The following is a 25,672-nucleotide window of genomic DNA, read 5'->3' on the forward strand; positions in this document are numbered from 1 at the left end:
ATCGCCATGAAAACACTGCTCGCCCTGCGCCACCTCCACTTCGAAGATCTCGGCACGCTGGAAGCCGTGTTCAGCCAGCGCGGCTACCGCATCGACTATGTGGATACCCCCATCGCGGCATTGGGCGCCGTCGACGTCAATGCTGCAGACCTGCTGGTAGTGCTGGGCGGGCCGATTGGCGCCTACGACGATGCACCCTACCCCTTCCTGCTAGAGGAGCTCGCACTGATCCAGCAACGGCTCGCCAGTGGCCTTCCGCTGCTGGGCATTTGCTTGGGGGCGCAACTGATCGCCCGGGTACTGGGCGCCCGCGTACAGCCCATGGGCGTGAAGGAGATCGGCTACGCGCCGCTGACGCTGAGTACCGACGGCCTGCAATCGCCGCTGGCAGCGCTCGCCGGGCAGCCGGTATTGCACTGGCATGGCGACCAGTTCGACATCCCGCCCGGTGCCCAGCACCTGGCCGGCACTGCGATCTGCCCGAACCAGGCCTACGCCCATGGCACCAATGTGCTGGGCCTGCAATTTCACCTGGAACCCGATCCGGCGCGGATCGAACGATGGCTGGTCGGCCACGCCGGCGAACTGGCCGAGGCGACGATCGACCCACGCCAACTCAGGGCGGCTGCGGCAACACATGGCCCGGCCCTCGCGGCTGCAGCGGCGCAAACCATAAACAGCTGGCTGGATCAGTTGGTGGCCCCGCAAGGAGCAAGACCATGATGCCGGCCGATACCACGCCGGGCCCCTTGCCGATCGACGTGATCTCCATCCAGTCGCAAGTCGTGTATGGCAGCGTGGGCAACAGCATTGCCGTGCCGGCGCTGCAACAGCTGGGCTTGCGGGTTGCCGCCGTACCCACGGTGCTGCTCAGCAACACGCCGCATTATCCGACGCTGGCCGGCGGCGCCGTGCCGCTGCCATGGTTCGAGGGTTATCTCGCCGAGCTGGAAACACGTGACGTGCTGCGCCATGCCCGCGCGATCCAGATCGGCTACCTCGGCAATGCCGAGCAGGCAGCAGTGCTGGCGCAATGGCTGCGTCACGTTCGCGAACGCTGGCCCGCCATCCGCATCCATCTCGATCCGGTGCTCGGTGACAGCCATTGCGGGCTCTACGTGGCACCGGCACTGGTGCCGGCCTACCGCACTCAACTCTTGCCACTGGCCGACGGGCTGACCCCGAACGGCTTCGAACTCGGCGCACTGACCGGTTGCCAGCCCGATCGGCTCGATGACGTGATCGCCGCCGCCCAAACACTGCTGCCGCGTGCACGGGGCTGGATCGTCGTCACCTCGGCGTTGCCACCCGAACTGGAGCCCGAGCAGGTGACGATGGCCGTGGTGCAAGGCGATCAGGTAGAACGGATCCGGCAGCCCCGGCTGCCAGTCGCCTTCTCCGGCACCGGCGACCTGTTCGCCGCCACGCTGACCGGCTTGTTGCTGGCCGACGTTCCACTGGCGGAGGCAGTACGCCAGGCCGGCGCACATGTGGCGGCGGTATTGGCGCACAGCCACGCCGGCGGCTGGAATGAACTCGATCTGCTTCCCGCAAGGCGCTGACCATGGACAAGTACCGGCTCGTGATCTGGCAACACGAGGCGTTGCTGGGCTTTTTCGAAACCGAGGCGCGCGATGCCCAAGCTGCAGTGGATGCCCTCACCCGGCAGCTCCCCGCTACCGCTGGATTTCAGTGCCAGCTTCAAGTGGCCAGTGGCGAGCGCCGTATCCTGGAAAGCGGGCCGGATGGCCTGCGCCTGCTCGGCATCACCACGGAATTCCAACCCGTCCCGCAACCTGCCTGACCGGAGTGCTTGATGTCGACCACCAGCCCGTACCTGATGCCTTCCTATGCCCGCCAACCGGTGGCGTTCACCCGTGGCGCCGGTGCATGGCTCTGGGACGAGCAAGGCCGGGCCTACCTCGACGCCATTGCCGGCGTTGCCGTCACCAATCTGGGCCACGCCCATCCCGAAATCAGCCGGGTGATCACCGAGCAAGCCGGGCTACTGCTACACACCTCCAACCAGTTCGGCATTCCGTGGCAAGCCCGCCTTGGTGAACAACTGTGTGCGCTCGCCGGGATGGAGCGTGCCTTCTTCTGCAACTCGGGGGCCGAAGCGAACGAAACCGCGCTCAAACTCGCCCGCCTGCATGGACAGCGGCGCGGCATTGCCCAGCCACACGTGGTGGTGATGGACAACGCCTTCCACGGCCGCACACTCGCCACGCTGGCGGCAAGCGGCAACCCGGCCATCCAGCAGGGCTACGCGCCGCTGCTGCCGGGCTTCATCCGCGTGCCGTTCAACGATGAAGCAGCACTGACCAACCTGGAGTCGAACCCCGAGATCGCCGCCGTGCTGATCGAACCAGTACAAGGTGAAGCCGGCGTCCATATCGCCAGCCCGGCCTACTTGCAGCAGTTGCGCCAGCTGTGCAACCAGCACGGTTGGTTGCTGATGCTGGACGAAATCCAGACCGGCCTCGGCCGCACCGGCCGCTGGTTCGGCCACCAGCACGCGGGAATCACGCCGGATGTCATCACCGTGGCCAAGGCGCTCGGCAACGGTCTGCCGATCGGCGCCTGCCTGGCGCGCGGTCCTGCAGCGACCCTGTTCACGCCGGGCAGCCACGGCTCGACCTTCGGTGGCAATCCGCTGGTCTGCCGCGTCGGCAGCCGGGTGCTCGAACTGCTGGCAGAGGAAGCCCCGCCCGAGCGGGCCGCCGCACAAGGTCAGCACCTGCTCTCGCGCCTGCGTACTGGGCTCGCACACTGCAATTCAGTCCGCGATATCCGTGGACTAGGCCTGATGATCGGCATCGAATTGAACGCGCCATGCAAACCGCTGGCCACGCAGGCGCTGCATGACGAAGCGCTCATCATCAACGTGACCCGGGAGCAGACCATCCGCCTGCTGCCCGCGCTGATCTGTTCGGATGCGGAACTCGACGAGATGGCGGACAGGTTGATACGGGCGGTGAAGCACTACGAATCCCGTGCCACCGCCGGCGACGACAAGGCGAAAGATCATGCGTTGCTCTGCAACGCTTTCACCCAAAGCCAGCAAAACAACAGCCACCTTGCATGATATTTGCAATGCAACGTCGGCGCAGACTAGTATCGACGCGGTTTTCAGCCTGGCTTTCCGCCCACGTCGGCCTACAATCGCCCACAGCAGACAGCCCTTCCTTCGACCGCCCTCGCCCGCCTGATGGTGCTTTAGCTACGCATGGACTCCCTGTTTCGCCAAGAGGCAATGAATGCCCAGCAGGAAAGCCAGTACGGCGGTGTCGTGCTCTTGCAGCCGTTGTCGTTCTCGCTGGTGGCCATCGCGGCCGTGGTTATCGTGCTGGCCGCGTTTGCCCTCTTGGTGTTCGGCCAGTACACGCAGAAGGTCGCGGCGCAGGGCAGCCTACAACCGGTCGGCGGCATCACGCGGCTGGCCAGCGATCGCCAGGCCATCGTCACTCGGATGCAGGTGAAGGAAGGCGACCGGGTCAAGGCGGGGCAGACCTTGTTCACGCTGTCGACGGAAAAGGAAAGCACCGACGGCACGCGGGTGCATGCCTCGATCAACGCCGCCTACGATAGCCAGATCAAGAGCCTGGATGCCGAACTCGCAGCGCAACGCCGGTTGATCGACGATGAAACGCGATCGAGCCAGGAGCGGCTGGCGCAGCTGAAGCTGGCGCAGCGCGATCTGGAGAGCGAGATCAAGACCCAGCACGAGAAGATCGACATCGTCTCTGCCGTGGTCGCCAAATACCAGGAGCTGGAAAAGACGCAGTTCGTCTCCGCACTGGCAGTGCGCCAGCAGGAAGCCCTGCTGCTCGACCAGCGTGCCCGCCTATCCGAGCTCAACCGCAACCAGCGGCAGATGCAGATGGAGGTCCAGCAACTGGAATCCACGCTGGCACAGTTGCCGACCAAGCTGCGCACCACCGAGCAGCCGCTGCGTCGCGAGATCGAGACCTACCGCACCTCGCTGCTGCGCAACGACACTGAGCGTGAACAGCAGATCGTGGCAACGGTGGACGGCACCGTCTCCGCAGTGTTGCGCCAGCCCGGGCAGAACGTGACAGCCGGCCAGACCGTGCTGACGCTGGTGCCGGCCGATGCGCCATTGCAGGCGGAATTGCTGGTACCCAGCGACGGCATCGGATTCGTGCGGCCCGGCAACAAGGTGGTGCTGCACTACGATGCCTATCCCTACCAGAGCTACGGCCTGCAACACGGCCGCGTACTCTCGGTGTCGCGCAACACGTTGCGGCCGGATGAGCTGCAGACCGACAGCAAGAGTTCGGTCTACCGGGTGCAGGTGGCGCTGGACCAGCAATGGGTCGATGCCTATGGCAAGCGCCTCACCTTCAATGCCGGCGAAACACTGCAGGCCAAGATCCTGGTGCGGACCAAGACCGTGCGTGAATGGCTGCTCGACCCGATCTACGCGATGCGCGGAAAACTGTGACCATGGATGTACGTAGCCTCACCGACCGCATCGCCTTCCGCAGCGGCGCACGCCTGCCGATGATCTACCAGACCGAGGCCTCCGAATGCGGCCTCGCCTGCCTTGCCATGGTGGCCAACTACTACGGCCACGATTTCGATCTGTCGTCGTTGCGCCGCGAACTGGGCACCTCGCTCTCCGGCATCACGCTGGGGCATATGGTCGACCAGGCCAACCAGCTCGGGCTCACCAGCCGGCCGCTGCGGCTGGAGCTGGACGAACTCGATCAACTGCAACTGCCCGCAGTGCTGCACTGGAACTTCAGCCACTTCGTGGTGTTGAAGCGCGTGAGCAAGAAAGGCCTCGTCATCCACGATCCGGCCATCGGCATCCGCACCGTGACCCGCAGCGAAGCGGATACCGCGTTCACCGGCATCGCACTGGAGCTGATGCCCGGTGCCGACTTCGAGCCGCGCGAGGCCAAGCAACGCATCAGCCTGCGCAAGCTGATCGGCACCGTGCACGGGCTCAAGCGCACCATCGTCAAGCTCTTGACGCTGGCCTTCGCACTGGAAGTGCTCAGCCTCGCCCTGCCCTTTCTCACGCAGTGGATCATCGATGGCGTGCTGTCCACCGGCGATTTGTCGCTGCTGACGCTGATCGGCATCGGCGGCATTGCCATCATCGCGCTGCAGCAATTGCTCAGTCTGGCCCGGGCCTGGTTTCTCATCTACATCAAGACCACCGTCAACCTGCAGTGGGTATCCAATGTGTTCACGCACATGGTGCGGCTGCCGGTCGAGTACTTCGAGCGCCGCCACTTGGGCGACATCGTTTCCCGCTTCGGCGCCATCCACCAGATTCAGGAAACGCTGAGCAGCAGCTTCATCGTCACCGTGCTCGATGGCGTGATGTCGTTCGCGCTGCTGGCCATGATGCTGCTCTACAGCCCCTTGCTGACCGCGCTGACCGTGGGGCTGGTGCTGGTCTACACGGTGCTGCGGCTGCTGTGGTATCGCCCGCTGCGCGAAGCCAGCGAAAAGATGGTGGTGAGCGCTGCCAAGCAGGACAGCCACTTTCTGGAAACGGTACGTGGCGTACGCTCGATCAAGCTGTTCACCCGCGAGAACGAACGCCGGGCCAACTGGCTCAATCTCTCGGTCGAGCAGATCAACTCCCTCGTTCATGTCAGCAAGCTCAACCTCGCCTTCGAGGCCATCAACGGCAGCCTGAACGGCCTGCACATGATCGCCATCCTGTGGGTCGGTGCCAGTCTGGCGCTGGATGGATACCTTTCCGCCGGCATGCTGGTCGCCTATGTCGCCTACAGCAACCAGTTCAGCGCGCACATCACCAGCCTTGTCAACAAGATGATCGAACTGAAGATGCTGGGCCTGCAGTGCGAGCGGCTGTCCGACATCGTGCTGACCGAACGCGAGGACATCGGCAACCCGGCCGATATCGATCTGGAACGGGTCAGCGCCGACATCGAGCTCGTCGATGTGAGCTATCGCTACGCCAGCACCGAGCGCGACATCCTGCAGCATTGCAGCCTGAAGCTGCGCGCCGGCGAATCGGTGGCGCTGACGGGGCCTTCCGGTTGTGGCAAGACCACGCTGCTGAAACTGGTGCTGGGCATCCTGCAGCCGCGCGAAGGCGAGATTCGCGTTGGCGGCACTCCCATCCACACGCTGGGCCTGACCAACCTGCGCAAGCTCGTCGCCACCGTGATGCAGGACGACCAGCTGTTCTCCGGCTCCATCGCCGAGAACATCGCCTTCTTCAGCAAGCAGGTCGACTGGGACTGGATCCACGAGTGCGCCCGCCGCGCCGGCATCCACGACCAGATCCTGCAGATGCCGATGGGCTACTACACGCTGGTCGGCGACATGGGCACCACGCTGTCGGGCGGGCAGAAGCAGCGCATCCTGCTGGCGCGCGCGCTCTACAAGAAGCCGCGCATCATCCTGCTGGACGAGGCTACCAGCCATCTCGACACCGAGAGCGAATACGTGGTCAATCAGGCCATTCGCGAGCTCAACATCACACGGCTCATCATCGCCCACCGCCCGGAAACCATCCGCATGGCCGAGCGGGTGGTCGAAATGCGCGAGGGGCGCATCGTTGCGCCCACCGAGCCCTCCCAGACCGCCGCAGCGGAAGAAGCGGTGACCGGCTGATCACGGCCCGCGATCGGGCCCGCTCCGCGCCGCGGCGCCTCACTCCGAGCGCAAGCGTACCGGTTCGATCTCGTCGAGGAAGAACACGCCGTCGACCCTCGGCGCATCGCCAGCGGCACGGCCCAGCATGTCTTCGCCGTAGGCACGATCATCGGCATAGTTGGCGGCGCGGATCGACAAGCGATTGCGCAGTTTCTCGTCGGCGCCGGGCTCACGCGCGATATTGCGCAAATCGAAGAAGCCGGCACGCGGGCCATGGGCGTGCCATACCGCCTCCCAGCTTCGCGTTGGTGGCGTGTGCAGCGGATAGGCCTGCCGGCTGTCGTAGTTCAGTGCCGCGCCGCCGTGCCCGGTCACCCAGGCGATGTAGACATCGTCGCCGTAGACCTGCTTGAGCAGGTCGCCCATGCTGTACTGGCGCATCGGCACGCAGCGCATGCTGTGCGCCCAGATCACGATGCGGCGACCAGGGTAGGCATGCTCGGCCAGCCAGAGCAGGTTCTCGGCCATTTGCCCATCCCGGCTGCACTGGCCCACCAGCTCCTGCTGGGCAGTGCGCAGGCTGCGCAGTTGCTGCAGCCAGAAACCATCCTGCAGGGTGGCGCCGGCCTCCAACGAGAGCCGCGCCAGCAGCTCGGCGTAGATCGCCTCGAACGCCGACAGTGCCGGTTGCAACGCCGCATCGAGCGGCTGCATCCGGATTGTGGCATCGGCCACGTGGAGGAAATCCGGCCAAGCTGCATGCGCCAGCAGCTCCGGCCAGCCGCGTTCCGCCAGGTAGGCCGCCAGCTCGGACAGCAGTGTGTCCTTGGCATGGCACCCCGCTTGCGGTACGTCGAAGGCGCCCAGTGCCAGAGGCCGTTCGGTATCGCGCGTGGCATCCACGTAGTCGAACAAGGCCTGGGTCTGCTCCGCCTGCGCGTAGATGTAGAACAACGCGCCGTCTACAGCCTGGGCCGCCGGCTCGCCCGCGGCGATGCACTGGCCAACCTTGCTGCCGTCGTACATGCCACTGCCCATCAGCAGCACATCGAAGCCATGCTCGCGATGCAGGTAGCGCACGAGGCGGCTCTTGAGCGCATAGGCATTGCCTTCGCCATGTGTCTGCGAGCCCAGCATCACGATGCGGGCATCGCCGACCGAGCGGCCGAATGCGGCCAGATCAGCGTCATCGGCTTGCATGTCCGTGCCGTGCAGTGCCGTCATCCTCGCTTGCAGCCATGGGCCGAATCCGGCGAGATCGAAATCGTCGCCGGCCTGCGCGATCTCGGGCAGCGCGGTTGGCAACGGCGGAGTCAATGTGGGGGCAAGCTGCGACATGGTGCGTTCTCGGGCAGTGGTAAGCGCAAACGAATAATCAGAGTTCAAGCGCAAAGGACGGCTGCGGCAGGCTGTCGTCGCCGGTATCGAGCTGGACCGCCACGACGCTGGCCGGATGGTGCGCCAATGGCAGCCACAGGCGGATCGCCTGGCCGGTGGTCGACGGCAGGGCCTCGGCATGCACGCCGACACCATCCAGCCGACAATCCGCCGCTGCGAGCCGGCTACCCGGCGCTGCGTCATGGACATCGACAAAGCAGCGCTCGGCACGGGCATCGTAGCCGCGCAGCACGGTGATGCGGCCGCCTGCCCATTGCCAATAGGCCACGATGGCACGCTCCAGATGCTCGGCGAAGAACCGACGCCCCTGCGACAGCAAGGCATCGACGTGCTCGCGCAGCATGGCCACGCCAGCAGGGCCGGCCTGGCGCGCGGCGCGTAGGGCCTCTTCCGATTGCTTCATCATCCGATCCCGGAACAGCACGGTCGGCGCCTTGTTGCGCAAGTCCGCGTTGAGCGCCACCAGCCGGCGGAATCGGTCGGGAGCCAAGCCGAGCGTGCCGGCCACCAGCGTGGCCAGATGCCGGTATTCGAGATAGACCCGCTTGAAGCGTTGCCGCAGCTGCGCATCGGGCAGCACCGACGCCATCTCTTCCCATTCATCATTCGCCGCCAGGCGCAGTACCGCGGGCAGATCGCAATCGCCCATCCGCTCCGGCACCGTATGCAGCGGCTGCCGCTTCATCGCGCCGGCGCGGGCGAGCTCGTATGCCACCTGGGCCAGGTGGTAAGTCGGCTCGAAATCCTGGATCGCTTCGATCACCGGCAGTGGAAAACCAGCCATGTGCAGCATGTATTTCTGCATATAGCCATCGAACTGCTCGGTGAAGGGCTGCTGCAAGCGGCCCTCGTCCACCTCCAGAATCCAGCCGGTGCTGCCCGCCACATACTTGCGGCCGTGGAACAGCATGCCATTCAACACATGCTGGTATTGCCAGTGGTCTTCCCAGAACGAAGGCAGACCACGGGCCACCAGGTAATTGCCGTAGCCGGAGAACGCGGTCATGGTGCCGAAATCAATATACTTGCCGGTGATCTCGATATTCGAGCTGGTGATGGCGCCATGCACCAGCCGGCGCGCCCGGGCTGCCGCATGCTGCCTGGCGTAGCGATGCGCCAACCGGGTCAGTACCGGCACCAGGCTCGCCTGGGTCAACGGGCCTTCCTCTCCGCCGGGCACGGCCAAATGGAGGCGCTCGTAAGCGCCGCGGACGCGTTCGACATCGTGCGGTAGCTCGAGACCATCCTGCGGCTTGTAGAACGGCACCCGCTCGTAATGGGCGGGGCGCAGATTCGGTTCGCGCACGATGATCGCCCCTTCCGGCGCGTCGCCGCTTTGGTTGCCGACGAGCCCGAAGTCGTACTTGGTCGACTTGCCGGTGGCAATGACCGCCAGGATGCGGACCCCGCCCAGTGGTAGTTCGGCGTGGGTGATCTCGCCCCAGATGGCTTCGCGTATCCCTTCCTCGACCGATGCACCACCGTGGGTGTGCCACTCGTCGCCATGCTTGGCAGCCAGCGGATTACGGCCGATGCCCTTGAGCTGGAAGTAGCCATTCAACCCGCAACGCACGCCGCCGCCATTGGCGCAGATGCGCCCATTGGTGCCATAGCGCTCGCCGACGAATTCGCGCTCCTCGTCGAGGAAATCCTCCGGCGCATCCATGCTGGAAGGCACCATGAAGCCGAAAGCATCCAGCAACTGCCGGTGCAGCTCGGCTTCGCTGCGTGGTGCGTCGATGCTCAGGTCGTGGATCAAGGCATGGTTGACCCACACCACGCGCGGCTTCGCCAGACGACGCGCCTTGAACCGCACGAATGCGGCAGTGGGCAGTTCCCGGTCGTAATAGATCGTGTTGTCCGCAGACACCACGTCATAAGTCTTGATTTGAGGGGCAATCGGCATGGTGGAGGCACCCTGATAGAGGACGGAAGCTGGCGTGGTGGCGTTCATGTCATGCCTCGCTACGGCGCCGACTACGCACCACTTTGCTCACTTGGCCTTCTGCCGTGTAGCGTATCCAGTTGATGCCTTCAGCTTGGGGCAGGCGCTGCCGCAGCTCGCGCCGGATGCGATGCATCTGCCCATCGAGCACCACGCAATCGAGCACCCAGGCAGTGCGGCTCTCGTTCCATTCCATCTCGTGTAGCCAGTGCTTGTTGTGCACGGCAAGCCGCTGCTCGACATCCGGCGCCAGCCAGGCCCAGATCACGTAGGCGCAGGGCCAGCCCCCTGGGCCGATGAAGACTTCGCACTGCTCGTGGTGCAGTGCGACGTCGAGAAATTCGGGAATCGCGTCCACCAGGGGGCGCGCTACGGCGCCGGCGCGGGTACGCAGAAAAGTGACATACCCCAGCGTCTGGCAGAAACGCGTTGCGTAATCGTTCAGTTTGGAATCGTCCATGCGGCGCTACACCTGAACCGGATCAGCCGGTATTGAAACGACAAGGCCGGCAGCCACGAGGGCCACCGGCACAGGTATCCTCACAAGCCCCCACGGCAAACGCCGGATCGGGGCAACGTGGGATCAGACGCTTACGAGCTTAGCGCTCGTAGTACCACGGCGGCTCGCTGCCCGGAGGCCACGGATAAGTCGGCGTCGGAGTAGGCGTCGGGGTCGGTGTAGGCGTCGGGGTAGGCGTCGGCGCGCCCGGATAGCCCGGGTATTCGCCGTACGGCGGCTCGTAGCCAGCACCAGCAACCTGGTTCAGCTCATTGAATTGCAACAAACGCATGGGACTTCCTTCCTTGTATGTAGTTAAGGTTGGACAACGCCTGCCAAGCTTCTCAACAGCCAAAGCAAAAACAGGCGTCAGCATCCTCACCCACCTACGTCAAAAATGACAACGATAAACTGCATGATGGCGCTGTCAAATTACGTCAACAACTAGGAACAATCTGACCTAGCCCGAGCATTTTTCCGTGCATTTTCAAGCACAAATCCTTGAGTCGAATTGGCTTTCCTGGCCCCAACACCCTGTCAGCCGAGCAGTATTTACAGGCCAGGATATGTTGCTGAAAAGAAACACGGGCAAGCACGCCGCAACACTTGCCTGCCTAGCCTTGCCGCTCATCGCCAGATTTCAGCCACGCCCACTGGTGCAAAAGCGATGCGACCAACGCTGCCGCATTGACGACGGCAGCGGCCATTGGTTAGGCTGCACATCCTCTCTGATGCTGCTGCAGATGAAGGCGCTCCTCCCGCCAAGTCGGGAGGCCACTCCGCGTCCATCGGAACAGCAGCAATGTCGCACCTCCCCCGTTTGCAAAAAGCCCTGAAAAAACAGGGCATCGCCGTCTCGTATCAGGACGGCATCTATCAACTGCGTAACCCACATGCCGAAGTCACGGTGCTGCTGCCCGCAAGCCTGCCGCTCGAGGAAAAGGCCGTCAGGCAGTTGCTCGAGTTCGCCGCGGTCAGGGTGCCGGGGCATGAAGGCCACGTCTGCAAAGCCTGCGCCACGCCGGATTTCCATCCTGGCAGCATCGCCCCGGTAGGCAGCATCGTCGCCACCTCGCCGGACATGGTCATTCCCGCCGCCATCGGCACCGACATCAACTGCGCGGTACGGCTGGTCCGCACCGGCCTCACCCTCGCCCAGCTCGAATCACGCAAGGCGGGTGTGACACGCAGGCTGACTCGGGCGCTGCTGGAAGACGGCCGCAACATCCCGGTGAAATCCGCAGCGTTCGCGGCCCTGTTCGACGTCGGCCCGCACGCCTGGATCGACCTGCTGCATCGGGATGGACTATGGGCAGAGGCCGACAAGGATCGCCTGCTGGCCGAGACCGCCCAGGCCATCGGCCTCGCCGCATTCGGCGGCCATTCGCGCTACGCGCCCGAAGCCTTGGTTGGCCACCGCGAAGTGATTCGCGATCCCGGCCTCGGCACCGTGGGCGCGGGCAATCATTTCGTCGAACTGCAGGTGGTGGAGGCTGTACTGGATCGCCATGCCGGCTATCAAGCGGGCCTGGCAGCAGGCGAAGTGGTGGTGATGATCCACAGCGGCTCGCGCGATGTGGGGTTTTATGTTGGCCAGCGCTGGATGGACAAGGCCCGGGCGGCCTGGCCTGCCGGGATCAAACACCCCGAGTCCGGCCTCTACGGCCTCGTCGGTGAACTCGCTGGCGAATACCTCGACGCCATGGGTGTCGCGGCGCGCTATGCCTGGGCCAACCGCGTCGTACTCGCCGAAATGGTTCGGTCCTGCCTGCGCGAGGAATTCCAGGAGGATCGATCCGCGCTGGTGGTCGATGTGCCGCACAACGTGGTGCTGCGCGAGGGCGGGCTCAACGTGCACCGCAAGGGCGCAACGCCCGCACACCATGGCGAACTCGCATTGATTCCCGGTTCGATGGGCGACTACTCCTATGTGGTCAGTGGGCTGGGCAACACCGAGTGGCTGTCCTCCTGCTCGCACGGCGCTGGCCGGGCCATCCGCCGGCAGGCACTGCGTGCGACCCGGCAAGGGCTGGGCCATGAATTGCCGTGGCATTGCGTCACACTGCGGGAGGAGCGGCGCGTCGAGGAGGCGCCGGTGGCCTACAAGCGCATCGGCCCGGTGATCGAGGCGCAGGAAGAAGCCGGGTTGATCACGCCAGTAGCACGTTTGAAGCCCTGGATGACCTTCAAGGCTTGAGCCCGGCACCACGGTGGCGATGATTTGAGTTTGCCGTTGGAGGCGCAGCCGTGCTCACACCACCAATAAAAAAGCGAAGCCTGGGGGGCTTCGCTTGTTTTGCCGGCCTGACAGCGGACCGCTCAGAACGGGATATCGTCCTCGAAATCGTCGAAGTTCTTCGGCGCGGCCGGACGAGGCGCCGGCGCGGCTTGCGGGCGGGCCGCCGGAGCCGGCGCGGGGCTGCTGTATTCCTGGTTGAAGTCGTCGCCGCCGCCGTAGCCACCGCCCTGCTGGCCACCACCGCCGCCACGACCGGACAGCATCTGCATCTGGTCAGCGACGATCTCGGTGGTGTAGCGGTCAGCGCCGGTCTGCTTGTCCTGCCACTTGCGGGTCTGGATACGGCCCTCGATATACACCGAGCTGCCCTTCTTCAGGTACTCACCGGCGATCTCGGCCAGGCGGTTGTACATGACGATGTTGTGCCACTCGGTCTTTTCCTGCTGCTGGCCCTGCTTGTCCTTGAAGCGCTCGGTGGTGGCGATGCTGAAGTTGCATACGGCACCGCCCGAGGGCAGGAAGCGGGTTTCCGGGTCGCGCCCGAGGTTGCCGATCAGCAGCACCTTGTTCAAAGAAGCCATCAGTGGGTCTCCGCAATCAGTTGTTGCGCGGCGGCTTCGTCCCAACCGGATTGCAGGACCTTGAGCAACGCCACGCGTTCGTCTATCAGTACGACGGCTTCTTTCACGCCGTCAATCTGCCCGAGTTTAGCAGACAGCACCCCCGGCTCGCCGGCCCAGTGTTCACCAATCGGAAACATCTGCGTGCGCACCGGCAGCGGCGGCTGCATGCCCAGCGACACCACCAGCCAGATCGCCATCAACCCGGCACACAGCAGGAACACCGGGGTGGCGCCGGCATGCTGGTACAGCCAGCCCGCCATGGCGGAGCCGGCGAACATGCTGGCCGATTGGCAGGTGTTGTACACCCCCATGGCGGTGCCGCGCGCAGCGACCGGCGCGATCTTGCTGATCAGGCTGGGCTGGGTGGCCTCGAGGATGTTGAAGGCGACGAAATAGAGCGCCAGCCAGCCAACGATGGCCGAGAGGCTGGGCAACCACAGCGCCATGCCGAGCTGGGCCACGCACATCAGCGCAATCGCCAGCACGAACACCTGCTTGAGCTTGTGCCGCTTTTCGCCAATGATCACCGCCGGCACCATCAGCACGAAGCCGACCAGCACCACCGGCAGATAGATCCACCAGTGGCGCGACAGCACCACGCCGCCGATTTGCGTCAACAGCAGCGGCATCACGGTGAACATCGCCATCTGCGCCGCATGCAGCGCAAATACGCCGTAGTTGAGTCGCAGCAGCTGCGGGTGGCGCAGCACCTGCGGCAGCCGGCCGGTATCGGCCTCGGCATCCGAATGATGACGCGACAGCGCCGGGGTGGGGATCACCCGCCACACGCCGATGATGGCGGCAACCGCCAGCACAGCCGTCAGCGCGAAGATGCCGGGCAAGCCGATCCATTCGGCGAGCGTGGGCGCCGCAACCAGCGAGACGGCGAAGGTAGTGGCGATGCTGCCGCCGATCATCGCCATCGCCTTGGTACGGTGCTCCTCGCGGGTCAGGTCCGCCAGCAGAGCGGTGATGGCCGCCGAGATCGCGCCGGCACCCTGCACCGCGCGGCCGACGATCATCCACACGATATGATCGGCCACCGCGCAGATGATGCTGCCAAGCGCAAACAACGCCAGGCCGATGTAGATCACCTTCTTGCGCCCGACCTTGTCGCTCCACATGCCCAACGGCAGTTGCAGCAGCGCCTGGGTCAGACCGTAGGCGCCGAATGCCAATCCGACCAGTACATGGCTCTCGCCGCCGGGCAGATGGCCGGCATACACGGCGAACACCGGCAGGATCAGGAACATGCCGAGCATGCGCAACGCGTAAAGACCGGCAAGGCCGGTGGCGGCGCGCAGCTCGACCGCGCTCAGGCGGGGCGTGGCAGACATGGGAAGGCGTATCTAAACAGCGAAAGCGCGATGTTACCGCAGCGCGCCGACCCACGCTCGCGCGATCCGGCGCGCAACCGGGCAAGCCGGGCCTGCAATAGAGCGGAACGGACGATGCGCCAGCCCCGACGAGTCCGGTATATTCAGGGGTTTGTTTTCCACCGCGCCGGCCCCATTTAGGGCCTATTGAGACGCCCCAGGCCGCCATGAGCTATCGCCAAATATCCACCGATACCCCCCTGATCCGCATCCGCGGCGCACGTACGCACAACCTCAAGAACGTGAGCCTCGACCTGCCCCGCGGCCAGTTGGTGGTCATCACCGGGTTGTCGGGCTCGGGCAAGAGCTCGCTGGCGTTCGATACGCTGTATGCCGAGGGCCAGCGCCGCTACGTGGAATCGTTGTCGGCCTATGCCCGGCAGTTCCTGCAACTGATGGAAAAGCCGGATGTCGACCTAATTGAGGGTCTGTCCCCGGCGATCTCGATCGAGCAGAAGGCCACCAGCCACAACCCGCGCTCCACCGTTGGCACCGTCACCGAGATTCACGACTACCTGCGGCTGCTGTTCGCCCGGGTCGGCCTGCCGTACTGCCCGGACCATGACCAACCGCTGGAAACGCAGACCGTCAGCCAGATGGTCGACCATGTACTGGCGCTGCCGGAAGAAACACGGCTGATGGTGCTGGCGCCGGTGGTGGTCGGCAAGAAGGGCGAAAACCTCGATCTCTTCGACGAGCTGCGCGCCCAGGGCTTCGTGCGGGTACGCATCGACGGCGAAGTGCATGAGATGGACGCGCTGCCCAAGCTCGACAAGAACAAGAAGCACACCATCGAGGTGGTGATCGACCGGCTGAAGACCCGGCCGGACCTGAAGCAGCGGCTGGCCGAATCGTTCGAGACCGCGCTGCGCCACGCCGATGGTCGCGCCATCGCGGTGGAAATGGATAGCGGCCAGGAACACTGGTTCTCGGCCAAGTTCGCCTGCCCAGTGTGCAGCTACAGCCTGCCTGAACTCGAGCCGCGCCTGTTTTCGTTCAACAACCCGATGGGTGCCTGCCCCAGCTGCGATGGCTTGGGCCAGATCACCTTCTTCGATCCGAAGCGTGTCGTTGCGCATCCGGCGCTGAGCCTCGCTGCCGGCGCGATCAAGGGCTGGGACAAGCGCAACCAGTTCTACTTCCAGATGCTGACGAGCCTGGCCGACCACTACGGCTTCGACGTGAACGCGCCGTGGGAAGAGCTGCCGGAGAAGATCCAGCAGATCGTGCTCTATGGCTCGGGCAAGGAAGACATCCGCTTCAACTACATGAGCGAGCGCGGCACCCGCTTCGAGCGCGCACATCCGTTCGAAGGCATCATCCCCAATCTGGAACGCCGCTACCGCGAAACCGATTCGGTGACGGTGCGCGAGGAGCTCGCCAAGTTCCAGAACAACCGCGCCTGCCCGTCCTGCGGCGGCTCGCGGCTGCGGCGCGAGGCGCGCCATGTGAAGGTGGGCGACGCCAACCTGCACACCATCAGCCAGATGGCATTGCGCGATACCGCGGCTTTCTTCGGCGCGCTGCAACTGGAAGGCGCACGTGCGCAGATCGCCGAAAAGATCGTCAAGGAAATCCGCGAACGGCTGGGCTTCCTGGTCAATGTCGGCCTCGACTACCTGAGCCTGGAGCGCAGTGCCGATACGTTGTCGGGGGGCGAGGCCCAGCGCATCCGGCTGGCAAGCCAGATCGGTTCCGGCCTCACCGGCGTAATGTATGTGCTCGACGAGCCCTCGATCGGCCTGCACCAGCGCGACAACGACCGGCTGATCGCCACGCTGATGCGGCTGCGTGATCTCGACAACACGGTGATCGTGGTCGAGCACGATGAGGACGCCATCCGTGCCGCGGACTGGCTGGTGGACATGGGCCCCGGGGCCGGCGTGCACGGTGGCGAAGTGATCGCTGCCGGCAAGCCGGAGGATGTGTTCAAGGAACCGCGCTCGATCACCGGCCAGTTCATGTCCGGCGCCCGCAAGATCGAAATCCCCGCACAGCGCCGCGTGCCGCAGCCGGACAAATGGTTCACGCTCAAGGGCGCGCACGGCAACAACCTCAAGTTCGTCGATCTGGCGCTGCCAGTGGGGCTGTTCGTCTGCGTGACCGGCGTTTCGGGCTCGGGCAAATCCACGCTGATCAACGACACGCTCTACGCCATTGCCGCGCGCGATCTGAACGGCGCCTCGGCAGAGCCCGCGCCGTTCCACGAGATGCATGGCCTCGATCACTTCGACAAGGTGATCAACGTCGACCAGAGCCCCATTGGCCGCACGCCGCGCTCCAATCCGGCCACCTACACCGGCCTCTTCACGCCGATTCGCGAGCTCTACGCCGGCGTGCCCACCAGCCGCGAACGCGGCTACGGCCCCGGGCGTTTCTCCTTCAACGTGAAGGGGGGCCGCTGCGAAGCCTGCCAGGGCGACGGCGTGATCAAGGTGGAGATGCACTTCCTGCCCGATGTCTACGTGCCGTGCGATGTCTGCCACGGCAAGCGCTACAACCGCGAAACGCTGGAAGTGCAGTACAAGGGCAAGAACATCACCGAAGTGCTGGAGATGACGATCGAGGACGCGCTGGAATTCTTCGGTGCTGTGCCGACCGTGGCGCGCAAGCTCAAGACGCTGATGGACGTCGGCCTCGGCTATATCCGTCTCGGCCAGAGCGCCACCACGCTATCGGGTGGCGAAGCACAACGGGTGAAGCTGGCACTGGAGCTGTCCAAGCGCGATACCGGCCGCACGCTCTACATCCTGGACGAGCCCACCACCGGCCTGCACTTCCACGATATCGATCTGCTGCTCACCGTGCTCAAGCGCTTGTCCGATCACGGCAATACCGTGGTGGTGATCGAGCACAACCTTGATGTGATCAAGACGGCCGACTGGATCGTCGACCTCGGCCCCGAGGGCGGCGCCGGCGGTGGCCAAATCGTGGCCACCGGCACGCCTGAAGCGGTGGCTGCCAATCCAGCCAGCCATACCGGGCATTATCTGGCGCGGATGTTGGGAAGCTGATCCGTCAACCAGATTTACCATGAGACGAAGGCCGCTATCACAGCGGCCTTTTTCTTACTAATTTTTTGATCAAACTTACTTTAAAAATCAAGAGTTCAGCAAATAACTGACAAGCACGTGGATCAAGGAATTTGCCATTTCCCCAGTAAATACAAGCATCTTCCTTCAATCATCAATTTAGAATTTGCTAATTAATCTTACTCTAATTGAAAAGAAAAACCTTTCAATCCGCTGGCGGCCTTGCTATTCTCCCCCGCGGAGGATGAGCACCACGACGCGCGCACGACGAGCCGGGTGCAGACAAAAACGCCATCATGACTTTGCTTCGATTGTTTGCCGCAGGGATCTTCCTGTTGATCACCCTGGCCTGGGCGGCCATGCCAAACGGCCCACAGGAACGCGCGCACGGCGCCTACCAACTGGTGGACCGCCTTGAGCAGCAGCTGGACAACGTGGTTGCCGCCAAGGATGGCGATCATTTCCTGCAGGAAACCTGGCTGCCGGCACAGCAATCGATCGAGCGCGAGCTGCAAGCCAGCAACCCCGCCGCCCCGCTCGCCTACCCCGGTTGCTACGGCGCACTCGTCGCCTTCCAGCACTACGCCGATGATCGTTTCAGCAACACGCTGCGCGACATCACTGCCCAGCCCAGCAGCCGTCAGGCCTATCTGCGGGCCAAGCAGGATTGCAAACGGGAAATCACCCGGGCCTGAGTGGCTGATTCAGTCCGGCCGTTACCCATCGCACTACCAATCGGCCCGCGGCGCCCTGCTTGGGCAGGCGCCGATCCGACCGGCCAATCCACCGTAGCACCGTCCCTTCCCCGACTCGGGCTCCGAACTCATCGCCCCTTGGGCGGCGTGAGTTCCTTCTGCTTGTAATCACACACATCGTTCACCACGCAGCGCCAGCATTCCGGCCGTCGTGCCTTGCACACGTAGCGGCCATGCAGGATCAGCCAGTGATGCGCATTGAGCCGGAATTCCGGCGGGGTAACCTTGAGCAGCTTCTGCTCGACCGCGTTCACGTCCTTGCCGGGCGCAAGGCCGGTGCGGTTGCCAACGCGGAAGATGTGGGTATCCACCGCGATGGTCGGCTCACCGAAGGCGGTGTTGAGGATCACGTTGGCCGTCTTGCGCCCCACGCCGGGCAGCGCTTCCAGCGATTCACGATCGCGTGGCACCTCGCCGCCATGCTGTTCAAGCAGGATGCGGCAAGTCTGCAGCAGGTGCTTGGCCTTGCTGCGATAAAGACCAATGGTAGCGATATAGGACTCCAGCCCCTCCTGTCCCAGTGCCAGGATGGCAGCGGGTGTATTGGCCACCGGATACAGCCGGCGCGTCGCCTTGTTCACCCCAACGTCAGTGGCCTGCGCCGACAGCAGTACGGCGGTCAGCAGCTCGAACGGCGTCGTGTACTCCAGTTCGGTGGTCGGGTTGGGGTCGAGCTCGGCAAGGCGCTGGTAGAAGGTGTAGCGGGTGGCTTTGTTCATGCCTCACCGGATTGCAGGACGATGGAAGGAGTCGCTGCGCGACGTGCAGTGCGACGATCGAGCAGGTTCTTGCCGGCAATCAGCAGCGCCAGCCCGAGAAAGGCACCGGGTGGCAGGCTGGCCAGCAGGAACTGATAGCCGGATTCGGCGGGGATCAGGTGCAGCGTCCAGGTTTTGGCCACCGGGCCGAACACCAGATCGAGGCCGGACAACAACGTGCCATGTGCCACGAGCTCCCGCAGCGCACCGAGCACCGCCAGCACACCGGTCAGCCCCAGGCCCATGGTGAAGCCATCCCAGCCAGAGGCCAGTACCGGCTGGCGCGACGCAAAGGCTTCTGCGCGCGCCAGCACGATGCAGTTGGTGGTGATCAGCGGGATGAAGATGCCGAGCACCAGGTAGAGGCCGTGGGCATAGGCATTGAACAGCAGGTCAACCACGGTGACGAGGCTGGCGATGATCAGCATGAAGATCGGCGTGCGCAGCGTGTTGGGGACAAGATCGCGCACCGCCGCCACCGCCATGCCGGACAAGGCCATCACGCCGCTGGTGGCCAGCCCCAGTGAGACCGCGTTGACCACGCTGCTGGAGATCACCAGCACCGGGCACAACCCCAACAGCTGCACCAGCCCCGCGTTCTGCCGCCACAGCGCGTTGTCCGCAATCGCCTGCGCCTCGCTCCGGTTCATCCCTGCTCCTTGCCAAACAACCAAGCGTGATGGGCCTCGACCGCCTGCAAGGCCCGCTTCACCGCCTTGACCACCGCCCGCGGCGTCACCGTGGCACCCGCCACGGCGTCGAACGCGCCGCCATCCCGTTGTACCGCCCACGCGGCTTCAGTCGGCTGGCCGAGCGAAGCGCCAGCAAACTGGCGGGCCCAGTCGGACTTGGCCGCATCGATATAGTCGCCCAGGCCAGGGGTTTCCTTGTGATCGACCACGCGCAGCGCCAGTACCCGACCGTCGCGGCCGATGCCGAGCAGCAGGCGGATCGGCCCCGCGTAGCCATCGGGCGCGGTAACCTCCAGCGCCACGGCCTGCACCACGTCCTCCCGCTGTGCACGGTACACCGTCGCGCCGTGCGGCTGGCCGAGCGCCATAGCGAGTTGCGGCGGCGTCGCTGCCGCGTCGCGCAACAGATCGTTGTCGTAGCGCACACCGGGCAGCACCTCGGCCAGGCGCGCCACGTGCACTTCGGCCTCGTTGGCGGCAACGCGATCACGCGTCAGCAGCCAAGTGCCAGACATCAATGCCGTACACACCACCGCGAACACCAGGAGCGTCAGCGCGCCACGCAGGCTGCTTCTTGCCGCCGTGCTCATGCCCGCTTCCTGCCGAATACCGCTGGCTGTGTGTACTGATCGATAAAGGGCGCCGCCTGATTCATGATCAGCACGGCGAAGGCCACGCCGTCCGGATAGCTGCCGAAGCAGCGGATCAGCCAGGTCAGCAGCCCGGCCAGCGCCGCAAAGATCAGCCGGCCACGCGGCGTGGTTGGGGCCGTGACCGGGTCGGTGACGATGAAGAACGCCGCCAGCATCACCGCGCCGGTACTCAGGTGAAACATCGGCGAGGCGAACTGCGCTGGCGCGAGCCAGTGCGACACCCCGGACAACAGCACGATGCTGCCGAGAAAAGCCGCCGGCAGGGTCCAGGCGATCAAGCGTTGCTGCCACAGCAACAATCCGCCGAGCAGCCAGCCGCCAGTGATCCATTCGCTGCCCGCCCCGCCCCAGATGCCGAACAACGGCGCGTCCAGCACCGTCGGCAAGGCCTGCCCCTGATGCAGCGCCGTGCGCACCGCATCGAGCGGTGTTGCCGCAACGAGCGCATCGAATGCCAAGCCGGGCGGTATCGCGCCGCCGAAAATCAACCGGACCAGGTCCCAGCCGGCGAGATCGACCACCGCCAGCGGCAACGGCGCGCTCCAGCGTGCCATCTGCGCGGGAAACGAAACGATCAGTACGGCAAAGCCCACCATGGCCGGGTTGAAAGTGTTCTGCCCCAGTCCGCCATAGGCATGCTTGGCCAGAGCGATCGCCACTGCCGTACCCAGCACCACCAGCCACCACGCGGCCAACGGCGGCATGCACAGCGCCAGCAACCAGGCGGTGACCACCGCCGAACCGTCGGACAGCGCCGGCCCCAACGGCCGACCGCGCAGATACAGGCAGGCCGCCTCGGTAAGCAGCGCCGTGGCACTGGCCAGCACAAGCTGCACCAGTAGCCCGATACCGTAAATGCCGACATGCAGCACGATGCCGGGCAGCAAGGCCATAGCCACGGTGAACATCACGCGCTGCAGCGGCGTCGGCTCGATCAGGAAGGGGGAGGTTTTCATGCGTGCCCCCTGATCGCGAAGCGACCGAAAGACAGCATATGCAGCGGATCGAAACGCCCGGAACGACTTGCCCAGCGCCGCACGAAGCGCAGGTCATCCCCGGTCAGGCCGGTTTCCGGGTTGATCAGGAATACCCCTGCCGCAGCCGGCCGGAACTGGCTTTCGTCGTCGTCGAGCACCAGCCGCTCCTGCACCGCGAAGAAGCGGCAAAACCAGTCGATTTCCTCCTCGCGTGCGCGGCCCGGAAATTCCGGCGTACACCCGATGACTCTGGCACCGAGTAGGCCCAGCAGCGATTGCAGTTCCACGATCGTGCGATTGCAGCGCCAGTTGGAAGAAACCACCACATCGACGTGGGGATAGCCGCGCAACGCCCGCTCCAGCCGCGGCAGATGTTCCAGCGTTTCGACGAACCCGGGATGCAGCACGCCATCGATGTCGAGAAACAACACCGCCTCACCCGGCTGCCGCACGACCAGTTGTGCATCTGCGCTATGCATCGCTGCTCCAGCGCTCCAGCAAGGCCCACCCTTCCGGCCAGGCAGCAAGGCCGGAAGCGGCATTCAGGTGACCGCGCGCACCGGCATCGACCAGCTCGGCGCCCCACACGCGGGCCGCCCGCTCGCTGAATGCGAAGTCGGCATAGGGATCGTCGCGGCTGGCAACCATCAGCGCGGGAAACGGCAGCGCCTGCTGCGGCAGTGTGAACTCCGCGGCCTCGGTAGGGAAAGCCGGGGCAGCCGGATCGGGCACCGCCACCAGCAGCGCGCCGCGAATTGGTTGCGGATAGCCGGCTGCCCAATGGGCAACCAGTAGGCAGCCCAGACTATGGGCCACAAGCACGCAGTCGGGCCCGGCGTTTGCCACCGCGGCATCGAGCCGGGACAGCCAGTCCGCCAGCCACGGCTTGCCCCAATCGGCCTGTTCGACGCGATGGGTATCGGCATGCAGCGCTTCCCAGCGGCTTTGCCAATGCTCGGGACCAGAGCCACCGATGCCGGGCACGGTCAGCACGATCACGACTGGTCCTCCTCATCACCCGGCGCGGACGTTTCCTGCCCCTGGCGCTGCGCGGCTACGCGGGCCATCGCAGCAGCGATCTTGGCCTTCTTTTCCGCTGCCAGCGCAGCACGCTCATCCTCGCTCATCGCGGCAAGGCGCGCGGCCTCGGCATCGCGCTTCTGCTGCTTCAGGTCCACCGGTGGCGATGCCAGCGTACCTTCGCGGCGTGCTTTGGCGGTCGCCATGGCTTGGCGGATCCGCTCGGCGCGTAGCGCGGCGGCATCGTCAGCGGGACTGGGCGGAGCAGCCGCGGCTTCGGCGCTGGTCGGCGGGTCGGCGGCAGGAGGTGGCGGCGCTGCAGGCTCCGGCGCCGTTGTGGCATCGGCTGCCGCCCGGCGCGCGGCAGCGCGGGCCATGGCGGCGGCGATCTTGGCTTGCTTGTCGTCCATGGTGGACGCTCCTTTCGGTGCAGCGACCGTGTCGATTGTGGATGCCACGGCCGGTGCTGTCGCCGGGACCACCGCCGGAGCAGTCGTCACGGTCTTGGCAGCATCGTCGTTTCCCGCCGTCTGTTGTCTTGCTGCGACAGCGCGGGCAGCCAGACGCTCGGCCTTTTCCTGCTTGTCGCGCTCCAGCCGGAACTGGCGGAAGGTATGGCGTTCGCGGGCGAGATCGGCCGCCTGCTTGTCGCGCTCGGCTGCCCAGATCTCGGACTTAGCGTAGCGATAATAATCGACCAATCGGATATGACTGGGGCAGACGTAGGCACAGGCGCCACACTCGATGCAGTCGAACAGGTTGCGTTCCTGGGCACGGCCGAACTGCTTGCTGCGGGCGAACCAGTAGAGATCCATCGGCTGCAGCTCGGCCGGGCAAGCCTCGGCACAGGCGCCGCAGCGAATGCAGGGCATTTCGGACGGCGCGCGCGGCAGGATGGCCTGGCTCTTGGCAAGCAGGCAGTTGCCCGCTTTGGTCAGCCCAGCCGCGAGCGTGGGCAGCGCAAAGCCCATCATCGGCCCGCCGTAGATGCACGCCTCCATCTCGTCGCCGGCTCCAGCGTGATGCAACAGGAAATCGAGCGGCGTGCCGAGCAGCGCCTCGACGTTGCCGGGCTTGGCCACTGCGCCTGTCAGCGTGACGATGCGGCTGATCAGCGGCTCGCCGTACTCCAGAGCACGGTAAGCCGCGTATACGGTGCCGACGTTGAAGCACTGCACGCCCAGCTCGGTACTGCGCACGCCGGCCGCCACTTCCTTGCCGGTAAGGATGCGGATCAGCTGCTTGGCGCCCCCCGATGGGTAGATCGTCGGCACGGCTACGATGTCGATCGTGGTGCCACCGGCGGCCAACTGCATGGCCTCGATTGCCTCGGGCTTGTTGTCCTCGATGCCGACCAGCACTTCGCGGGCACCCGTGAGCTCCGCCAAAATGGCGATGCCGGCGACGATTTCGCTGGCACGTTCGCGCATCAGCCTGTCGTCGCAGGTGATGTAGGGCTCGCACTCGGCGCCGTTGATCACCAGCGTCTCTACACCACCGAGCTTCAGATGCGAGGGGAAGGTGGCGCCACCGAGACCGACCACGCCCAGATCGCGCAAGGCCTCGCGGATGTCCGTGGTGTTGCCTGCTGCCAGCCAATCGCGCCATGGCACGGCTTGCCACTCCACCCACTCCTCCGTGCCATCGGTATCGATCACGATGCAGGGCGCGACCAGGCCCGACGGATGAGCGACCGGCCTGGGCTCGATCGCAACCACGGTGCCGGAACTCGACGCATGCACTGCCGCGGACAACCTGCCGCTCGCCTGCGCGATCATCTGGCCCTTCTTCACCCGCTCGCCCACGGCCACCAATGGTTCGGCGGCATTGCCAATGTGCTGCGACAGCGGAATGATCAATTGTGGCGGCAATGGTGCCGGCTCGATCCGGCTGCCGTTCGATTCCAGCTTGTGCTCAGGCGGGTGCACGCCACCATGAAAACGAAACAGCTTGCGCGCGCTCATGCCACCACCTTGAGCGGGATGGTCGGGTAGCGCCAGGTGGGGATGGTCACGCCCACCGGCAGCATGGCGATGCAATCGACCGGACACGGCGCGATGCATAGCTCACACCCGGTGCACTCGCTGGCGATCACCGTATGCATGTGCTTGGCCGCGCCGACAATGGCATCCACCGGACAGGCCTGGATGCACAAGGTACAGCCGATGCAGCGCGCCTCGTCGATCACCGCCAATGCCTTGGGCTTGGGCGCGCCGTGCTCTACATTCAACGGCTTGGCATCGCGCCCCAGCAATTCGGCCAGCTTGCGCACGCCATCGTCGCCACCCGGCGGGCACTGGTTGATGTCGGCCTCGTCGCTGGCGATGGCCTCGGCATAGGGCTTGCAGCCCGGGTAGCCGCATTGACCGCATTGTGTCTGCGGCAGGATGGCATCGATCTGCATGGCGATGGGATCGCCTTCGACGCGGAAGCGCACGGCAGCAAAACCGAGCACGGCACCGAGCAGCAACGCCAATCCGGCCATCAGCGCGAGCGACAAGGCGAACGCGCTCATCGCACCATCCCCGCAAAGCCCATGAACGCCAGGCTCATCAGCCCGGCGGTAATCAGCGCGATGGGCGTGCCGCGCAAGGCCTCTGGCACATCGGCGCCCTCCAGCCGCTCGCGGATCGCGGCGAACAGGATCAGCACCAGCGAAAAACCGATGGAAGATCCAAAGCCGAACAGCAGCGATTCGGTGAAGCCATGCCGGGCCTGTGCATTGATCAGCGGCACACCGAGCACCGCGCAGTTGGTGGTGATCAGCGGCAGGTAGATGCCTAGCACCTGGTAAAGCGCCGGGCTGGTCTTGTGGATGAACATCTCGGTGAACTGCACGATGGCCGCGATCATCACGATGAACGACAGCGTGCGCAGGTATTCCAGCTGCCAAGCCACCAGCAGCTGATCGATGCACCAGCTGACGCCGGAGCCCAGCGTCAGCACGAAGGCGGTGGCCAGACCCATGCCGACCGAGGCCTCCAGCTTCCTGGAAACCCCCATGAACGGGCACAGACCGAGGATGCGCGTCAGCACCACGTTGTTGACGAACACCGCGCCGACCAGCACCAGCAGGTAGTGATTCAGTTCCATCGT

24 protein-coding genes are annotated in these 25,672 nt (G+C 64.9%); 9 read left to right on the forward strand and 15 right to left on the reverse strand.

Going from position 1 to position 25,672, the window contains the following annotated elements; all coding sequences use genetic code 11:
* Window positions 1–6 precede the first annotated feature (6 nt).
* The 6 genes from FLM21_RS18000 to FLM21_RS18025 all read left to right on the forward strand — a co-directional run bounded on the left by FLM21_RS18000 (window position 7) and on the right by FLM21_RS18025 (window position 6,627).
* Complete coding sequence (locus FLM21_RS18000) at window positions 7–723, forward strand: glutamine amidotransferase (protein WP_148716902.1); 717 nt, start codon at window positions 7–9, stop codon at window positions 721–723.
* Window positions 720–1,562, forward strand: a complete 843-nt coding sequence (gene pdxK, locus FLM21_RS18005; protein ID WP_148716903.1) for a pyridoxine/pyridoxal/pyridoxamine kinase — start codon at window positions 720–722, stop codon at window positions 1,560–1,562. The genes FLM21_RS18000 and pdxK overlap by 4 nt, the downstream gene beginning before the upstream one ends.
* 2 nt (window positions 1,563–1,564) lie before the next feature.
* The gene (locus FLM21_RS18010; RefSeq protein ID WP_148716904.1) at window positions 1,565–1,804 is read left to right on the forward strand and encodes a cytoplasmic protein; all 240 of its coding nucleotides are present in this window, start codon (window positions 1,565–1,567) and stop codon (window positions 1,802–1,804) included.
* Window positions 1,805–1,816: 12 nt separating this feature from the next.
* On the forward strand, window positions 1,817–3,088 hold the full coding sequence (locus FLM21_RS18015) for an aspartate aminotransferase family protein (RefSeq protein ID WP_148716905.1): 1,272 nt from the start codon (window positions 1,817–1,819) through the stop codon (window positions 3,086–3,088).
* 141 nt (window positions 3,089–3,229) lie between these two features.
* Window positions 3,230–4,468, forward strand: coding sequence for an HlyD family secretion protein (locus FLM21_RS18020; protein ID WP_148716906.1), 1,239 nt, complete (start codon window positions 3,230–3,232; stop codon window positions 4,466–4,468).
* Window positions 4,469–4,470: 2 nt separating this feature from the next.
* Entirely contained in the window at window positions 4,471–6,627 is a 2,157-nt protein-coding gene (locus tag FLM21_RS18025) for a peptidase domain-containing ABC transporter (protein WP_148716907.1), read from the forward strand.
* Window positions 6,628–6,666: 39 nt separating this feature from the next.
* On the opposite strand, the gene FLM21_RS18030 is transcribed toward FLM21_RS18025, so the two are convergent.
* The 4 genes from FLM21_RS18030 to FLM21_RS18040 form a co-directional block, all read right to left on the reverse strand.
* A complete protein-coding gene (locus FLM21_RS18030; protein ID WP_187359978.1) occupies window positions 6,667–7,947 on the reverse strand; it encodes an erythromycin esterase family protein in 1,281 nt (426 codons plus the stop codon).
* 37 nt (window positions 7,948–7,984) lie between these two features.
* The gene (locus FLM21_RS20975; RefSeq protein ID WP_187359979.1) at window positions 7,985–9,961 is read right to left on the reverse strand and encodes a hypothetical protein; all 1,977 of its coding nucleotides are present in this window, start codon (window positions 9,959–9,961) and stop codon (window positions 7,985–7,987) included.
* A gap of 1 nt (window position 9,962) precedes the next feature.
* A complete protein-coding gene (locus tag FLM21_RS18035; RefSeq protein WP_148716909.1) occupies window positions 9,963–10,412 on the reverse strand; it encodes a toxin-activating lysine-acyltransferase in 450 nt (149 codons plus the stop codon).
* 139 nt (window positions 10,413–10,551) lie between these two features.
* A complete protein-coding gene (locus FLM21_RS18040; protein WP_148716910.1) occupies window positions 10,552–10,743 on the reverse strand; it encodes a hypothetical protein in 192 nt (63 codons plus the stop codon).
* Window positions 10,744–11,253: 510 nt separating this feature from the next.
* On the opposite strand from FLM21_RS18040, the gene FLM21_RS18045 reads away from it, so the two are divergent.
* The gene (locus FLM21_RS18045; protein ID WP_148716911.1) at window positions 11,254–12,648 is read left to right on the forward strand and encodes an RtcB family protein; all 1,395 of its coding nucleotides are present in this window, start codon (window positions 11,254–11,256) and stop codon (window positions 12,646–12,648) included.
* Window positions 12,649–12,770: 122 nt separating this feature from the next.
* On the opposite strand, the gene ssb is transcribed toward FLM21_RS18045, so the two are convergent.
* Both ssb and FLM21_RS18055 read right to left on the reverse strand, forming a co-directional pair.
* Entirely contained in the window at window positions 12,771–13,271 is a 501-nt protein-coding gene (ssb, locus tag FLM21_RS18050; protein WP_148716912.1) for a single-stranded DNA-binding protein, read from the reverse strand.
* Window positions 13,271–14,650 carry an MFS transporter gene (locus tag FLM21_RS18055; RefSeq protein ID WP_187359980.1) on the reverse strand — a complete coding sequence of 460 codons (1,380 nt, stop codon included), beginning with the start codon at window positions 14,648–14,650 and terminating at the stop codon, window positions 13,271–13,273. Before FLM21_RS18055 ends, ssb begins: the two co-directional genes overlap by 1 nt.
* Window positions 14,651–14,856: 206 nt before the next feature.
* Here FLM21_RS18055 and uvrA point away from each other — a divergent pair, with 206 nt between their 5' ends.
* Both uvrA and FLM21_RS18065 read left to right on the forward strand, forming a co-directional pair.
* On the forward strand, window positions 14,857–17,703 hold the full coding sequence (gene uvrA, locus FLM21_RS18060; protein ID WP_148716913.1) for an excinuclease ABC subunit UvrA: 2,847 nt from the start codon (window positions 14,857–14,859) through the stop codon (window positions 17,701–17,703).
* Window positions 17,704–18,017: 314 nt separating this feature from the next.
* Complete coding sequence (locus FLM21_RS18065) at window positions 18,018–18,416, forward strand: hypothetical protein (protein ID WP_148716914.1); 399 nt, start codon at window positions 18,018–18,020, stop codon at window positions 18,414–18,416.
* A 128-nt stretch (window positions 18,417–18,544) separates the two neighbouring features.
* Here the strand turns inward: FLM21_RS18065 and nth are convergent, their stop codons facing one another.
* Genes nth through rsxA form a run of 9 tightly spaced genes read right to left on the reverse strand, consistent with a single transcriptional unit; the run spans window position 18,545 to window position 25,669 of the window.
* Window positions 18,545–19,195, reverse strand: coding sequence for an endonuclease III (gene nth, locus FLM21_RS18070; RefSeq protein WP_148716915.1), 651 nt, complete (start codon window positions 19,193–19,195; stop codon window positions 18,545–18,547).
* On the reverse strand, window positions 19,192–19,884 hold the full coding sequence (locus tag FLM21_RS18075; protein WP_148716916.1) for an electron transport complex subunit E: 693 nt from the start codon (window positions 19,882–19,884) through the stop codon (window positions 19,192–19,194). The genes nth and FLM21_RS18075 overlap by 4 nt, the downstream gene beginning before the upstream one ends.
* Window positions 19,881–20,516 (reverse strand): electron transport complex subunit RsxG, encoded by a 636-nt coding sequence (gene rsxG, locus FLM21_RS18080; protein WP_148716917.1) that lies wholly within the window; start codon window positions 20,514–20,516, stop codon window positions 19,881–19,883. Before rsxG ends, FLM21_RS18075 begins: the two co-directional genes overlap by 4 nt.
* Entirely contained in the window at window positions 20,513–21,535 is a 1,023-nt protein-coding gene (locus tag FLM21_RS18085; RefSeq protein WP_148716918.1) for an RnfABCDGE type electron transport complex subunit D, read from the reverse strand. The genes rsxG and FLM21_RS18085 overlap by 4 nt, the downstream gene beginning before the upstream one ends.
* On the reverse strand, window positions 21,532–22,035 hold the full coding sequence (locus FLM21_RS18090; RefSeq protein ID WP_148716919.1) for an HAD domain-containing protein: 504 nt from the start codon (window positions 22,033–22,035) through the stop codon (window positions 21,532–21,534). The genes FLM21_RS18085 and FLM21_RS18090 overlap by 4 nt, the downstream gene beginning before the upstream one ends.
* Window positions 22,028–22,555, reverse strand: a complete 528-nt coding sequence (locus FLM21_RS18095) for an RBBP9/YdeN family alpha/beta hydrolase (RefSeq protein WP_148716920.1) — start codon at window positions 22,553–22,555, stop codon at window positions 22,028–22,030. The genes FLM21_RS18090 and FLM21_RS18095 overlap by 8 nt, the downstream gene beginning before the upstream one ends.
* Window positions 22,552–24,540 carry an electron transport complex subunit RsxC gene (gene rsxC / locus FLM21_RS18100; RefSeq protein WP_148716921.1) on the reverse strand — a complete coding sequence of 663 codons (1,989 nt, stop codon included), beginning with the start codon at window positions 24,538–24,540 and terminating at the stop codon, window positions 22,552–22,554. The genes FLM21_RS18095 and rsxC overlap by 4 nt, the downstream gene beginning before the upstream one ends.
* The gene (rsxB, locus tag FLM21_RS18105) at window positions 24,537–25,091 is read right to left on the reverse strand and encodes an electron transport complex subunit RsxB (protein ID WP_148716922.1); all 555 of its coding nucleotides are present in this window, start codon (window positions 25,089–25,091) and stop codon (window positions 24,537–24,539) included. The genes rsxC and rsxB overlap by 4 nt, the downstream gene beginning before the upstream one ends.
* Window positions 25,088–25,669, reverse strand: coding sequence for an electron transport complex subunit RsxA (gene rsxA / locus FLM21_RS18110; protein WP_222846722.1), 582 nt, complete (start codon window positions 25,667–25,669; stop codon window positions 25,088–25,090). Before rsxA ends, rsxB begins: the two co-directional genes overlap by 4 nt.
* Window positions 25,670–25,672 lie beyond the last annotated feature (3 nt).

The organism is Chitinolyticbacter meiyuanensis (genome assembly GCF_008033135.1).
Classification (GTDB): Bacteria; Pseudomonadota; Gammaproteobacteria; order Burkholderiales; family Chitinibacteraceae; genus Chitinolyticbacter; species Chitinolyticbacter meiyuanensis.

Bases quoted from the DNA above. Each gene is read 5' to 3' on its own strand.
- FLM21_RS18000 (WP_148716902.1), top strand. From the start codon at position 7: ATGAAAACACTGCTCGCCCTGCGCCACCTCCACTTCGAAGATCTCGGC.
- pdxK (WP_148716903.1), top strand. From the start codon at position 720: ATGATGCCGGCCGATACCACGCCGGGCCCCTTGCCGATCGACGTGATC.
- FLM21_RS18010 (WP_148716904.1), top strand. From the start codon at position 1,565: ATGGACAAGTACCGGCTCGTGATCTGGCAACACGAGGCGTTGCTGGGC.
- FLM21_RS18015 (WP_148716905.1), top strand. From the start codon at position 1,817: ATGTCGACCACCAGCCCGTACCTGATGCCTTCCTATGCCCGCCAACCG.
- FLM21_RS18020 (WP_148716906.1), top strand. From the start codon at position 3,230: ATGGACTCCCTGTTTCGCCAAGAGGCAATGAATGCCCAGCAGGAAAGC.
- FLM21_RS18025 (WP_148716907.1), top strand. From the start codon at position 4,471: ATGGATGTACGTAGCCTCACCGACCGCATCGCCTTCCGCAGCGGCGCA.
- FLM21_RS18030 (WP_187359978.1), bottom strand. From the start codon at position 7,947: ATGTCGCAGCTTGCCCCCACATTGACTCCGCCGTTGCCAACCGCGCTG.
- FLM21_RS20975 (WP_187359979.1), bottom strand. From the start codon at position 9,961: ATGAACGCCACCACGCCAGCTTCCGTCCTCTATCAGGGTGCCTCCACC.
- FLM21_RS18035 (WP_148716909.1), bottom strand. From the start codon at position 10,412: ATGGACGATTCCAAACTGAACGATTACGCAACGCGTTTCTGCCAGACG.
- FLM21_RS18040 (WP_148716910.1), bottom strand. From the start codon at position 10,743: ATGCGTTTGTTGCAATTCAATGAGCTGAACCAGGTTGCTGGTGCTGGC.
- FLM21_RS18045 (WP_148716911.1), top strand. From the start codon at position 11,254: ATGTCGCACCTCCCCCGTTTGCAAAAAGCCCTGAAAAAACAGGGCATC.
- ssb (WP_148716912.1), bottom strand. From the start codon at position 13,271: ATGGCTTCTTTGAACAAGGTGCTGCTGATCGGCAACCTCGGGCGCGAC.
- FLM21_RS18055 (WP_187359980.1), bottom strand. From the start codon at position 14,650: ATGTCTGCCACGCCCCGCCTGAGCGCGGTCGAGCTGCGCGCCGCCACC.
- uvrA (WP_148716913.1), top strand. From the start codon at position 14,857: ATGAGCTATCGCCAAATATCCACCGATACCCCCCTGATCCGCATCCGC.
- FLM21_RS18065 (WP_148716914.1), top strand. From the start codon at position 18,018: ATGACTTTGCTTCGATTGTTTGCCGCAGGGATCTTCCTGTTGATCACC.
- nth (WP_148716915.1), bottom strand. From the start codon at position 19,195: ATGAACAAAGCCACCCGCTACACCTTCTACCAGCGCCTTGCCGAGCTC.
- FLM21_RS18075 (WP_148716916.1), bottom strand. From the start codon at position 19,884: ATGAACCGGAGCGAGGCGCAGGCGATTGCGGACAACGCGCTGTGGCGG.
- rsxG (WP_148716917.1), bottom strand. From the start codon at position 20,516: ATGAGCACGGCGGCAAGAAGCAGCCTGCGTGGCGCGCTGACGCTCCTG.
- FLM21_RS18085 (WP_148716918.1), bottom strand. From the start codon at position 21,535: ATGAAAACCTCCCCCTTCCTGATCGAGCCGACGCCGCTGCAGCGCGTG.
- FLM21_RS18090 (WP_148716919.1), bottom strand. From the start codon at position 22,035: ATGCATAGCGCAGATGCACAACTGGTCGTGCGGCAGCCGGGTGAGGCG.
- rsxC (WP_148716921.1), bottom strand. From the start codon at position 24,540: ATGAGCGCGCGCAAGCTGTTTCGTTTTCATGGTGGCGTGCACCCGCCT.
- rsxB (WP_148716922.1), bottom strand. From the start codon at position 25,091: ATGAGCGCGTTCGCCTTGTCGCTCGCGCTGATGGCCGGATTGGCGTTG.
- rsxA (WP_222846722.1), bottom strand. From the start codon at position 25,669: ATGGAACTGAATCACTACCTGCTGGTGCTGGTCGGCGCGGTGTTCGTC.